Genomic DNA, 13,247 nt, shown 5'->3' with positions numbered 1-13,247 from the left:
CCCCGAAACACGGTTCGACCACGGCGTCCCCCGGGAACTCAGAGCCAATCGCGCTGCTTGAACAGCAGGTACAGCCCGCTCGACGAACCCACGATGATCGCGGTCCCCGCCACCACACCCCAGAACTGGCCGAACCCCGGGTAGGGCACGTTCATGCCGTACCAGCCGGTGATCGCCGTCGGCACCGCCACGATGGCCGCCCAGCCGGAAAGCTTCTTCATGACCGTGTTCAACCGGGCGTCCTGCAGCGACAGGTTCGTCTCGAACAGGGTCGTCACCATGTCGCGCAGTGATTCCGTCCACTCCGTCGCGCGGATGACGTGGTCGTACAGATCCGTGTACCAGCTGTCCAGTTCGGGGTGCGTGTCCTGCTCGGTGCGGTGTCTCATCACCACCGTGACCACCTCGCGCATCGGCAACACGACGCGGCGCAGCAGAACGAGTTCCTTCCGGATGCGGAAGATGTGGTGCTGGATGGTGCGGGTCGCCGCGGTGTCGTCGAACAATCCGTCCTCGAGTGTCTCGATGGCGTCGTCGAGAGCCTGGACGGTGTCGAACTGGCCGTCGACGACGACGTCGAGCAGCCCGTGCAGCAACGCGCCCGTCCCGAAACGCAACAGGTCGGGGTGTTCGTCCCACCGGTCCACCACGTCGGCGATCTCGAAGGGGCCGCCGCGGCGTACCGTCACCATTCCGCGCGGCAACATGAAGGCCGACACCCGGGTGGTCCGTAGGCGCGACACCACGTCGACGCGGTCGTCCACGACGCCGTCCTCGAGGTGCGTCGCGTACACGGTGACGAACGTGTGCGTGGGATAGCGCGTCGCCTTCGTGCGTTCGCCGCGGGCGAGCGCGTCCTCGACGGCGTGCGGATCCAGTTGCAGTTCCGCCGCGAGATCGTGCATCTGCTCGTGGGCCGGATCGTCCAGATCAACCCACACCAGCGCGTGTTCGTCGGCGAGATGGTCGGACACCTCGGTGAGCGGGAAGTCCTCGGCGGTGAGGACACCGTCACGCCACAGTCGGGTCCGGACCGCACCTCTGTGTGTCGACGTCACGGATGCAGTGTGCCCCACTCACAGCCGGGTACTGGTCTCTCCCGACTCGGTGAGTCGCAGCATCTCGTTCAGGAACGTCGCGTCGACGACCGGCCAGTCCGCCGGCCACCGCCCACCGTCGAGGCGGGCGCGCAGCCGCTCCAGGACCGCGACGACACGGCTGCCACCGTCGACGAGGTAACGCAGCATGCCGCGTGATCCGCACACCGCGACGATCGACGCGGCGAGCCGGTCGGCCTCGTCCTCCGCCCCCGCACTCTCGAGGCAGGCCACCAGCAGACGGGCCGCCTGTAGATGCGCCCGCGGCCGCCCGTTCGCGGTGCGACGGTGCCACAGGCGGGCCCACTCCACGGCGCGGGTGACGGCCTCGGGATCGCCGCTGCGATAGAGCAGGCGGATGGAGGTGGCGTCGTCGGTCTGCGCCGTGAACTCCGCGACCCCGTCCGGATCGGGTACGTCGGAGTCGGGCATCGTCCGCGGCGCGGCGACGTCCACCGGCAGGCCCATGCGGACGCGTTCGTTCCGGATCCGTGCGCGCAGTCGCGGCAGCCCGTGCGCGGCGGCGGCCCGCATCCCGTCGTCGAGCAGCGCGGTCGCTGCGTCGCGGTCGCCGCACACCATTTTCAGTCGCGCGGCCGTCGCGAAGCGGGCGAACATGAAATCCGGTGTTCCCCCTTCGATGCCGAGTTCGGAACTCTCGTCGAGGAGCGCTTCGGCCTCGCTGATGCGGCCCTGCTCGTAGAGCAGGTCACCGAGCATCGCGGCGGCGAGACGGCCACCGTGCGAATGGATGCCGCCGCTGCGCCGCGCCGCCCGCAACGCCGCGCGGAAGTGTCCTTCCGCCGCCACCACGTCGAGCAACTCGGTTTCGGCGATCCCGGCGAGGCACCGGCCGTAGATCCCCGCGAACGGTCCCCGCGTGGCCCGCTGGTACGGCTCGGCCCATTCCTGACGACGGAGTGCACCGTCGAAATCGAACCGGAAGAGATCGGCGTACGTCGCGAAGACCGCGGCGGCGGCGACGACCCACGGAGCGAACCGGTCGGGGTCGTCGAGGCACGGGGCGACGAGCGCGTCGATACCGGAGAGGTGATCGTCGTTCATGAGGATAGCGGCCTCCGCGACATCCGTTTCGATGGCGAGCACGTCGTCGCCGGTGGCCGCGGCCGCGCGGGCGGCGGCGAGCGCTGCCCGCGCCCTGCCGGCCCGCTGCAGGGCACCGTTCGCCCAGCACAATGCCAGCTGGATCCGGGCGTCCCGGGACACCGCGCGGGACGGCAGCTTGTCGACGAGCGTGAGCAGCGTCGTCATCCGCCCGTGTTCCATCAGGTAGGTGCCGTCCGTGGCGACCAGATCGACCGCATGGTCCTCGTCGCCCGCTTCCAGAGCGTGATCGACGGCCTCGCTGAGCATGTGGTGGCGCTCGAACCAGCGGGAGGCGACGCGATGCAGTTCCGGAATCCGTTCGGGATGGTCGCGTTCGAGCCGCCGCCGCAGGAAATCGAGGAACAGGTGGTGGTAACGGAACCAGATGCGCTCGTCGTCGATGTGGCGCAGGAACAGGTCGCGTTGTTCGATCTCCTCGAGCAGCGCCTGCCCCCGTGGATCACCGGTGAGCGCCGAGGCGAGGCTGCCGCTCACGGATTCGGTGACGGACGTGGCCAGCAGGAACTCGTAGACCTCCGGTTCGAGTGTGGACAGCACGTTGTCGGCGAGGAACTCGCCGATCGCGTGGTGACGGCCCGTGATCGACTCGATCAACTCGGTGGGATCGTCGCTGTCGCGCAGGGACAACGACGCCAACTGCAGCGCGGCCGCCCACCCCTCCGTCGATCTGTTGAGGTCGCGGACGTCCTCCCGGTCGAGATGCAGCCCGCTGATGTCGCGCAGGAACGAATCGGATTCGTCGGTGTCGAAACGTAGCTCGGCCGAGTCGATCTCGACGAGTTCGTCGCGCACCCGCATCCGGCTCAGCGGCAGACCGGTCCGGCTCCGGCTCGTCACCATGATCTGCAGGTGATGGCAGCCGCGCTCGAGGAGGAAGTCGAGTGCCGCCACGGTCGCGGTGGAGGTGACGCGGTGCCAGTCGTCGATGACCAGCGTGGTGGGGGTGTCGGCGCGATGCAGGTCGTCGATCAGGGTGCTCAGCACGTACCGCTCCGCGTCGTCGCCGTGGTTCTCCAGTATCTGCCCGAGCTGCCGGCCGAGCTGCGGCTGCACCTGTTCGATCGCTTCGACGAGGTGGGTGAGGAACCACAGGACGTTGTTGTCGTCACCGTCGACGGCGAGCCACGCCACCGGGACCCCTTCGGCCACCAGCACATCGCGCCACTGCGCCGCCAGAGTGGATTTGCCGAACCCGGTGGGCGCGTGGATCGCGGTGAGTCGGCGTCGCTGCCCGGCGCGCAGCAGGTCGATCAGGCGGGTGCGGGTCACCAGCGGACGCGCGGGTGCGGGCGGCCGGAAGCGGGTGGCCGGTGCCGTCGACGGTGACGTGAACGACGTCGACGGCAGACGCCGCGAATCGGGGCCGGTCGTGTCCACCGGGGCACTGCCGGTGACGGTGCCGTCCGGTGTCGTGTCGGGTACGGCCATGTCGTCGACGGTCAGGCCGTGCCGGTACTCGATCCGGCGCAGCAGTTCACCGAACTCCGCTGCCGACGCGGGCCGCTCGCCGGGATCGGTGGACATGCCCCGCTCGAGGACGTCGCACACGTCGTCGGGGATCCCGGCGCCACGCAGATCGGGGACCGGCTCGGACGTGATCCGCAGGAACTGCGCTACCACCTTCTCGCCCTCCCGGCGTTCGTAGGCGGCGTGCCCGGTGATCGCGCAGAACAGGGTGGCCGCCAGCCCGTACACATCGCCGGCGGCGGTCGGTGCGTGCCCGTGCAGGACCTCCGGGGCCGTGAATGCGGGAGACCCGGTCACCATGCTCGACGAGGTGTGGAAACCGCCGCCGACGCGGGCGATACCGAAGTCGGTGAGCTGCGGTTCTCCGTATTCGGTGATGAGGATGTTGCCGGGCTTGACGTCCCGATGCAGGACGTCGGCGCGATGCGCGGTTTCGAGTGCACCCGCCACCTTGATGCCGGTGCGCAGCGCTTCGGGCCACGGCAGCGGCCCGTGACGTCGGATGCGGGCCTCGAGCGAATCGTGCGGGTGGTAGTGCATCACCAGGTACGGCATGCCCGTGGTCGTGGTGCCCGCCTGCAGCACCGTCACGATGTGCGGATGCCCCGACAGTCGGCCCATCGCCCGCTGCTCGCGCAGGAACCGTTCGAGGTTCTCCGGGTCGAGGGTGGCACTGAGGATCTTCACCGCGACCGTCCGGTCCAAGGACTCCTGGCGGAACCGGTACACCACACCGAATCCGCCGCGTCCGATCTCTTCGGGATCGGTGAGACCGGCCGCGGCGAGCGCATGTGCGATCCCGGTGTCGGAATCGTCGAAAACCGGTGCGCGCTGCGTGGCGAACGGATCATTGTCGGTCATCGGCGGTGCCTCGTTCAGGGGTTTCTCCAGGATAGTTCCGGTGGGTGTATGCCCGGCGCTGATCGGCGGCGGGTTCTGGACTACCTTTGTGCCGCCGGGACGCGGCGGCACCGCCGACGACCCGGACCGACACGACACTGCTATCAGAAGTGGGACAGAAGAATGAAGAAGACTCTCGCGGCGCTGGTCGGCGCAGGTGTGGTCCTGCTGGCCGCGGCATGCGGATCGTCCGACGACGCTTCCGATTCGGCCACGGACACCACCAGCACGAGCGCGGCCGCGTCGACCGGAACCGAGTCCGACGGCACGGTCACCACCACCGTCGAGCTCGGCAAGAGCTACGAGGAGAACTGCGAGGCCCTGCTGCCGTACCTCGATCAGCTCGAGGGATGGGGTCAGGATCGCGTCGAGGCCGCTGCCGCGGTCGCCGAGGCACAGCAGCAGCTCCCCGAATGGGCGAACCTGAGCGAGGAACAGCAGGCCGACACCCTCCGCGCGATCGACAACGCCGGCAAGGGGCAGTGCTGATCGACAACGGGCTGTTCGACAGGTTGCGGCGCTTCCCGGACGTGGAAGCGCCCAACCTGGTCGCCGTCGACGCCGCCGACCGCCTCCTCCTCGACGAGGCGGCGGCTGCGCTCGGTGCCGCACCGCGCGGCACCGTCGCCGTCGTCGACGATCAGTACGGTGCTCTCACCCTCGGCGCGGCGGTGCGGCACGACGCGGGGGCGCTGCGCGTCCACCAGGATTCGATCGTCGCGGAACGCGCCCTCGCCGCGAACGCCGACCGTGAGGGACTCGCCGACCGCTACGTCTCCCACGGGCTCGACGCCGATCTGCTCACCGACGCCCGGGTCGTGTTGCTGAGGTTGCCGCGGTCGTTGGCCGCGCTCACCGAGATCGCCGAGACCGTCGCCCGGCATGCGCATCCCGACGTCGCCGTGTTCGCCGGTGGTCGCGACAAGCACATCACCCACGCCATGAACGATGTGCTCGCCGAATCGTTCGCGGACGTCCACGCGTCGCGGGGGCGGCAGAAGTCGCGGGTGCTCGTCGCACGCGGGCCACGCCCGGGCGACCCGACGTACCCGGTGCGCGAGACGATCGCCGGAACAGAACTGACGGTCGTCGCCCACGGGGGAGCGTTCGCCGGCGCGAAACTCGACATCGGCACCCGCTATCTGCTGGATTTCCTGAGACAGACCCGACGTGACATCGACGTGGCCGTGGACCTCGGGTGCGGAACGGGGATTCTCGCCGCGGAACTGGCGAAGCTGCGGCCCGGCGTGCGTGTCATCGCGACCGACCAGTCGGCGGCTGCCGTCGCCTCCGCCGCCGCGACCGCCGCCGCGAACGGACTCGCCGACCGCATCGACACATTGCGTGACGACGTCGCAGGGTCGTTGTCCGATGCCTCCGTCGACGTCGTGGTGTGCAATCCACCGTTCCACATCGGTGCCGCTGTGCACACCGGTGCCGCGGAGAAGATGTTCGCCGCTGCGGCTCGGCTGCTGCGTGACGGCGGTGAACTGTGGACCGTGTACAACTCGCATCTCGGATATCGAGGTGTCCTGCAGAAACACGTCGGAGCGACGACGATCGCGGGCCGGAACCGCAAGTTCACGGTCACCCGGTCGGTGCGCACCCGGTAGAGTCCGGTTTGTCCGGGGTCTGCACGGGCGGCCCCAGAGACGGTCTGCCCCGCGGCGGGAACTCTCGCAGCGGCTGCCTCGTTGAACGGACAGTAGCGACCATCAGAAGGGATGAGCACGGTGCGCACCACCAGCAACCCGGTGTTCCGCAACCTGCCCAAGCAAGAGGGCGGCGGATACGCCACATTCGGCTCCGCGAGCGCGGGCGCCGCACAGGTCACCCAGCAATTCGGCCAACCTCAGTACGCTCCCGCGGATCAGTGGGCACACCCCACCGATCAGCGGACGATGACCATCGACGACGTCGTCACCAAGACCGGCATCACGCTCGGTGTGCTGGCGGTGTCGGCGTTGATCTCCTACGTCCTCGTCAACTCCAATATCGCTCTGGCGGCCCCGTTCGTCATCGGTGGCGGTCTCATCGGCTTCGGGCTGGTGCTCTTCGCGACCTTCGGGCGCAAGATGGACAACCCGGCCATCGTCCTCGCCTACGCCGTCGCCGAAGGTGTCTTCCTCGGCGCGTTGTCGTTCATGTTCACCGACATCTCGTTCGGCGGGGCCGGTGGTGCGACGCTGATCGCGCAGGCCGTGCTCGGCACGTTCGGTGTGTTCTTCGGCATGCTCGTCGTGTACCGCACCGGTGCGATCCGCGTCACCCCGCGACTGACCCGCATGATCATCGGCGCGCTCGTCGGTGTGCTGGTCCTCGCGCTGGGCAACCTGATCGCCGGTTTCTTCATCGACGGTGGATTCGGACTGCGTGACGGTGGACCGATCGCGATCATCTTCAGCCTCGTGTGCATCGGCATCGCCGCGTTCAGCTTCCTGCTGGACTTCGATTCCGCCGATCAGCTGATCCGTGCTCGCGCCCCCGAGAAGGCGGCCTGGGGTGTCGCGCTCGGCCTGACCGTCACCCTGGTCTGGCTGTACGTCGAGATCCTGCGCCTGCTCAGCTACTTCCAGAGCGACTAGCCTCCGGCGCACGTCCCACCCCTACCCGTGCGCACTTCCGGTAGTTCCCACTACCAGAAGTGCGCACGGGTAGCGTCGTTTCCGGGGGTGCCGATCGTGGCCGGGACGGGTGGAGCGGTCGGCACGCGCCGGGAATGAGAACATGGATGTATGCGCATCGCGGATTCTGTCGTCGACCTCATCGGAAACACCCCCCTCGTCAAGCTCAATTCGGTGGTGAAACCGGGCTCGGCGCTCGTGGCAGCGAAGATCGAATACCTCAACCCGGGCGGCAGCTCGAAGGACCGTATCGCCGTGAAGATGATCGACGCGGCCGAGCAGTCGGGCGAGTTGAAGCCGGGCGGGACGATCGTCGAACCGACCTCCGGCAACACGGGCATCGGGCTCGCGCTCGTCGCGCAGCAGCGCGGTTACAAGTGCGTGTTCGTGTGTCCCGACAAGGTCAGCGAGGACAAGCGCAACGTGCTCAAGGCGTACGGCGCGGAGGTCGTCGTGTGCCCCACCGCGGTGCCGCCGGAGCACCCCGACAGCTACTACAGTGTCTCCGATCGGCTGGCCCGTGAGATCCCCGGCGGATGGAAGCCGAACCAGTACTCGAATCCGGGTGGTCCCGACAGTCACTACGAGACGACCGGACCCGAGATCTGGCGCGACACCGAAGGCAAGGTCACCCACTTCGTCGCGGGCGTCGGCACCGGTGGCACCATCTCCGGCACCGGCCGCTACCTCAAGGAGATCTCCGGCGGCGCGGTCAAGGTGATCGGCGCCGACCCCGAAGGTTCCGTCTACTCCGGCGGCACCGGCCGCCCCTACCTCGTCGAAGGTGTCGGCGAGGACTTCTGGCCGGCCGCCTACGACCCGGCGATCCCCGACGAGATCATCGCCGTGTCCGACGCCGACTCGTTCGAGATGACCCGTCGCCTCGCGCGCGAGGAGGGTCTGCTCGTCGGCGGGTCGTGCGGCATGGCGATCGTCGCCGCACTCGAGGTCGCCGAGCGCGAAGGCCCCGACGCCGTCGTCGTCGTGCTGCTGCCCGACGGCGGTCGCGGCTACCTGTCGAAGATCTTCAACGACAAGTGGATGGCCTCCTACGGCTTCCTGCGCACCCCCCTCGACGGCAAGCCCGACGACTCCACCGTCGGCGACGTCCTGCGCGGCAAGTCCGGCGACCTGCCCGCACTCGTGCACACCCACCCGTCGGAGACCGTCCGCGACGCCATCGAGATCCTCCGCGAATACGGGGTGTCGCAGATGCCGGTCGTCGGTGCAGAACCGCCGGTCACCGCCGGTGAGGTCGCCGGGTCCGTCAGCGAACGCGAACTGCTCGGCGCCGTCTTCGAGGGGCGCGCCCAACTCGCCGACCCCGTCGAGAAACACATGAGCGCACCGCTGCCGAACATCGGTGTCGGCGAGTCCATCGACGCCGCCACGAAGGCGTTCGGCGACACCGACGCGCTGATGGTGATCGACGACGGCAAGCCCGTCGGCGTCATCACCCGACACGATCTGCTCGGTTTCATCTCCCAAGGCCGATAGGACACCGAATCCATGACAGACAACACCCGACACGGTTTCTCCACCCGCGCCATCCACGCCGGCTTCGAACCCGACCCGCAGACCGGTGCCGTCAACGTGCCCATCTACGCGTCGTCGACGTTCGCGCAGGACGGCGTCGGCGAGATGCGGAACGGTTTCGAGTACGCGCGCACCGGCAACCCCACCCGCCGCCCCCTCGAAGCGAACCTCGCGGCGCTCGAAGGTGGAACCTACGGTCGCGCGTTCGGGTCCGGCATGGCGGCCACCGACTGCCTGCTGCGTTCGGTGCTGCGCCCCGGCGACCACCTCGTCATCCCCGACGACGCCTACGGCGGAACGTTCCGGTTGATCGACAAGGTGTTCACCCAGTGGGGCATCGAGTACACGCCGGCACCCGTCAACGACACGGACGCCGTGCGTGCCGCGTTGCGTCCTGAAACCAAACTGGTGTGGGTCGAGACTCCGACGAACCCGCTGCTGAACATCGGTGACATCGCCGCGCTCGCCGAGGTCGCGCACGGTGGCGGCGCGAAACTCGTCGTCGACAACACGTTCGCGTCGCCCTACCTGCAGCAGCCGCTGTCGTTGGGAGCGGACGTCGCGCTGCACTCGACGACCAAGTACATCGGCGGACACTCCGACGTCGTCGGCGGTGCGTTGGTGACGAACGACGAGGAACTCGACACCGCGTTCGCTTTCCTGCAGAACGGTGCGGGTGCGGTGCCCGGCCCGTTCGATGCGTTCCTGACTCTGCGCGGCATCAAGACCCTCGCCGTGCGGATGGAACGGCACTGCGACAACGCCGAGAAGATCGTCGACGCGCTGTCGCGACACGAGGCCGTCACCCACGTCCTGTACCCGGGTCTCGAGTCGCATCCGGGTCACGAGTACGCGGCGAAGCAGATGCGCCGGTTCGGTGGCATGATCTCGGTGCGGCTGGCCGGTGGCCGGCAGGCGGCGCTCGACTTCTGCAAGCGCACCGAGATCTTCACTCTCGCGGAGTCGCTCGGCGGCGTCGAATCGCTCATCGAGCATCCCGGTGCGATGACGCACGCATCGACGGCCGGTTCGGCGCTCGAGGTGCCGGACGATCTGGTGCGGTTGTCGGTCGGTATCGAGGACGCCGCCGATCTCCTCGCCGACATCGAACAGGCCCTGTCCTGACGCCACACGCCGACGGTGACGGCGTCCGCCGGTGACCACACCCCGGTGACGACCACACACCGGTGATGAGCGAACGTACCCCTCGATCGAATCAAGCGATCGAGGGGTACGTTCGCTCCGGGGTGGGGTGACCCACCGGGGTGATCACCGGGGTGGGGTGACCAGCGGAGTGACGCGGGGGAACCGTGTCGTCAGCTCGGCTGTGCCTCGTTCTCGAGAGCCTTCAGTGCCGCTTCGAACACGTCGAGGTTGTAGTTCGCATCCTCGAAACCACCGACGGTGTCCTTGCCGCCGGGGAACACGAGCCCCGTCGTGACCGCCGGCACCGACCGGTACAGCGGCTCGGCCATCACGGCCTCGAGTTCGGCGTTGGGAGTTCCGCGCAGGTCGGTGACGTGCAGCAGCACGGTGCCGTCGAGCACGGTGGGCAACTGTTCGATGCTCAACTCGGCCTCACCCGACGACTCCGCGCTCGCTGCGGCCTCCTCGGCCGGGGAGATGCGCGCGCCGGCCTTGGTGAACACGCTTCCCCAGATGCTCTGTGCGCTGTACGTGTTGAACGTGCCGGGGTTCCACGAACCGATCAGGGAGAACGTTTCGCGGTCGAGGACGTCGCGGTGGGTATCGGCGATCGACGCGGCGCGCGTGTCGAAGTCGTCGAGCAGCTGCTGGTAGGTGTCCTCGAGTCCCAGGGCCTGCGCGACCAGTTCGACCCGCCCCTGCCAGTCGGCGCGGCCGGGCCCGGCGATGTCGAGAACGAGCACGGGCGCGATTCCGCGCAGGGCGTCGAGGTCGGTGTCGTCGATGCAGTTGTGGGCGATGATCAGATCGGGTTCGAGGGTGGCGATCTGCTCGGTGTCGGGTTCGGCACCGTTGGAGACGACGGGAACGTCGTCGATCTTCTGCCAGGTCTCGGGCGTCACCGCGTTCTCGGCGACGGCACCGCGACCGACCGGCACGACTCCCAGATTGATCAGGGGCTGCGTCGCGATGTGGTGGACGGTGACGATCCGCTCGGCGTCGACGGGAATCTCGACCTCACCGGAGCTGTCGGTGACGGTCCGGGTGGCGGCGGTGGGGGAGTCGGTCTGTGACGGTTCGTCCGACGAGGAGGAGCATCCGGTCAGCACGAGCGTGACGCCCGTGACCGCGGCGAGGAGGCCGCCTCCGAATCTGCGACGTGTGCGTGTGGCGAACAAAAGGGGACCTCTCGAACCAGCGGTGGGGAGTGGGAACCACTCGATTGCGAAGCTGTCCCGCAATCGAGTGAGGTCCACCTCATTTCGGTGCCGTGGAAAAGTCGTTCGGTCGGGAGGTCGGTCCGAGGCACGTGGATGTGGGTGACCGAGGTCTGTCGGTGTCCGTACGATTCGGGGATGACCGGTTTCCCGCCCCGTGATTCCCTGCCCGACGAACCCGGAGTACCCGACGAACTCGGGCTGTTCGAGGACCTCGGGCTGCCCGACGATGCGGTCGTCGAGGAGATGCTCGCGGTGCTGCGCGACCGCGGGCCCCTCGACGTCGAGAGTCTCGCCGAGCTGGTCCCATCGGCGGAGGGCGACCCCGAGGACCTGTTGCCCGAACTCGAACGGGCACTCCTCGACGAGAGGATCGCCGACCTCGCCGACGGGCGGGTCGCGGCGCTCGATGTGCTGCTGGCCGGCCGGGTGCTCACCCATCGTCTCACCGCCGAACAGATCGCGACCGCGACGCTGCCCATCGCGGACATCGAGCCGCTGCTGGCGTTGGCCTCGGGTTACGAGGACTTCGACATCCTCGACACGGAACTGGATGCGGAGGAGCTCACTGCGCGGGGTGTCGTGCTCGACGGTTCCGTGCTCGGCGACCTGCTGGCGTTCCCGCCCGGCACCTTCGACGGGTTCGGTCCCGGTGATCTCCTGGTGTTCGGTGCCGACGAGGGGGTGACGTGGGAGGCGGTGGCCGGCGAACCGGGGTCGTCGACCGCGTTCGCGGGTGCGGTCGCCGCGGAACTGTCCCGTGTCGAGCCGATTCGTCTGGATGCGGTGCTGTTCGGGCTGTTCGTCGACGATCCCGCTGCGTTCACGACCCCGCACCTCCCGCTGACGGAGCTGCTGCACGAAGGGGGGTTCGCGCGTTCCGGAAACCTGGTGGCGGAGGCCGATTTCGATTTCGAGGGCCATCTGATGCTCGCGGCGTTCGATGCGTACGCCGAGCAGGTGGGGGTGCCGGTCGAGGCGGTGCCGGCGGTGGCGTCGTTCGCTTCGCTGGCCGAGACATTCGCCGACGGTGACGTCGAGGATCTCGAAGAACGGTTCGCGGTGGGCAGATCCGGTCTGTACGCCGAGCTCGCTGATCCGGATGTCGCCGAGACCGTGGTGGATCAGCTCTTCGACGAGAACATCGGTGCGGACGCTCTGGAACGTGCCGCGCTGTGGGTTCGTGACCACGGTCCGCGTCGTGTGACCGCCGCGATGTCGTGGATCGCGGGTACGGCGGCCGAGGCCGCCGGTCGGATCGGTGAGGCGGAGACCCTGTTCGGTGCCGCGGTGGACGCGGACGGCGGATTCGATCCGGCGTTGCTGGCGGCGGCACGGTACGCGTCGGACCGTAGCGACGTGGTTCGGGCGCTCTCGCTGTTGTCGCGGTCGACGGACGCGCGGGCGGCGCACACGATCGAACAGCTCGAACGGTTCCGGCCGGAGGAGCACGCCGGTCTGGGGCGCAACGACCGCTGCTGGTGCGGGTCGGGACGCAAGTACAAGGTATGTCACCTCGGGAAGGCGGACCATTCGCTCGACGAGCGCGCGCAGTGGCTGATGGTCAAGCTTGCGCAGCATCTGGACGAGTACGAGTGGGTGCGGTGGAGGTATCTGCTCGCCGACATCCGCAGCGGATTCAGCGAGGATGCCGAGCACGTCGGTTCGCTCGCATCCGGTGATCGGCTCGTCGCCGATGTGGTGTCGGCGGAGGCGGGTGCGGAGGCCGAGTTCCTCGATCGGCGCGGCCATCTCCTGCCGGACGACGAGCGTGCGCTCCTGGCCGGTTGGGTGCAGGAGCGTCGTTCGCTGTGGGAGATCGAGGAGGTCGCGCCGGGGGAGGGGCTGACGGTGCGGAACCTGCGTAGTGGTGAGCGTCGTGCGGTGACGGCGCCGGAGGTCGGGGACGGCAACGACACCGGACTCGTCGTGTGCGCGCGATTCATTCCGATCGGCGACCGCTGGTCTGCCGCCGGGGCGGTCGTGGGGGTCGTCGACGAGACGGTCGACGATCTCGCAGTGTTGCTCGACGCGGACACCGTCGATCCGGTGGTGCTCGTGGCGGCTCTCAGCGGCGTGGAACTCCCGCCTGTGGAGGATGTGTAACACGCGAACCATCGGCCACTGTCGTC

The 13,247-nt window shown here is 68.5% G+C and carries 9 protein-coding genes; 6 read left to right on the top strand and 3 right to left on the bottom strand.

The genetic code is table 11. The annotated features are described in order from the left end of the window. Positions 1–38 precede the first annotated feature (38 nt). Both LDQ05_RS02535 and LDQ05_RS02530 read right to left on the bottom strand, forming a co-directional pair. Complete coding sequence (locus LDQ05_RS02535) at positions 39–1,058, bottom strand: magnesium transporter CorA family protein (protein ID WP_226435326.1); 1,020 nt, start codon at positions 1,056–1,058, stop codon at positions 39–41. An 18-nt stretch (positions 1,059–1,076) separates the two neighbouring features. Beyond that, entirely contained in the window at positions 1,077–4,553 is a 3,477-nt protein-coding gene (locus tag LDQ05_RS02530; RefSeq protein WP_226435325.1) for a serine/threonine-protein kinase, read from the bottom strand. Positions 4,554–4,715: 162 nt separating this feature from the next. Between LDQ05_RS02530 and LDQ05_RS02525 the strand changes: the two genes are divergently transcribed. The 5 genes from LDQ05_RS02525 to LDQ05_RS02505 all read left to right on the top strand — a co-directional run bounded on the left by LDQ05_RS02525 (position 4,716) and on the right by LDQ05_RS02505 (position 9,877). After that, positions 4,716–5,081, top strand: a complete 366-nt coding sequence (locus LDQ05_RS02525) for a hypothetical protein (RefSeq protein ID WP_226435324.1) — start codon at positions 4,716–4,718, stop codon at positions 5,079–5,081. Continuing rightward, complete coding sequence (locus LDQ05_RS02520; protein ID WP_372461017.1) at positions 5,075–6,205, top strand: class I SAM-dependent methyltransferase; 1,131 nt, start codon at positions 5,075–5,077, stop codon at positions 6,203–6,205. The genes LDQ05_RS02525 and LDQ05_RS02520 overlap by 7 nt, the downstream gene beginning before the upstream one ends. Before the next feature lie 120 nt (positions 6,206–6,325). Beyond that, positions 6,326–7,177 (top strand): Bax inhibitor-1/YccA family protein, encoded by an 852-nt coding sequence (locus LDQ05_RS02515; RefSeq protein WP_226435370.1) that lies wholly within the window; start codon positions 6,326–6,328, stop codon positions 7,175–7,177. A gap of 150 nt (positions 7,178–7,327) precedes the next feature. After that, positions 7,328–8,713 carry a cystathionine beta-synthase gene (locus tag LDQ05_RS02510; RefSeq protein ID WP_226435323.1) on the top strand — a complete coding sequence of 462 codons (1,386 nt, stop codon included), beginning with the start codon at positions 7,328–7,330 and terminating at the stop codon, positions 8,711–8,713. Between the two features lie 12 nt (positions 8,714–8,725). Next, a complete protein-coding gene (locus LDQ05_RS02505) occupies positions 8,726–9,877 on the top strand; it encodes a cystathionine gamma-synthase (protein WP_226435322.1) in 1,152 nt (383 codons plus the stop codon). Between the two features lie 191 nt (positions 9,878–10,068). Here LDQ05_RS02505 and LDQ05_RS02500 read toward each other — a convergent pair whose 3' ends face one another. Further along, entirely contained in the window at positions 10,069–11,076 is a 1,008-nt protein-coding gene (locus LDQ05_RS02500; protein WP_226435321.1) for an ABC transporter substrate-binding protein, read from the bottom strand. Positions 11,077–11,253: 177 nt separating this feature from the next. Between LDQ05_RS02500 and LDQ05_RS02495 the strand changes: the two genes are divergently transcribed. Continuing rightward, the gene (locus tag LDQ05_RS02495) at positions 11,254–13,221 is read left to right on the top strand and encodes an SEC-C metal-binding domain-containing protein (protein WP_226435320.1); all 1,968 of its coding nucleotides are present in this window, start codon (positions 11,254–11,256) and stop codon (positions 13,219–13,221) included. Positions 13,222–13,247 lie beyond the last annotated feature (26 nt).

This window comes from Rhodococcus yananensis (genome assembly GCF_020515525.1).
Lineage (GTDB): Bacteria > Actinomycetota > Actinomycetes > Mycobacteriales > Mycobacteriaceae > Rhodococcus > Rhodococcus yananensis.
This window is presented reverse-complemented; position numbering and strand designations above follow the sequence as displayed.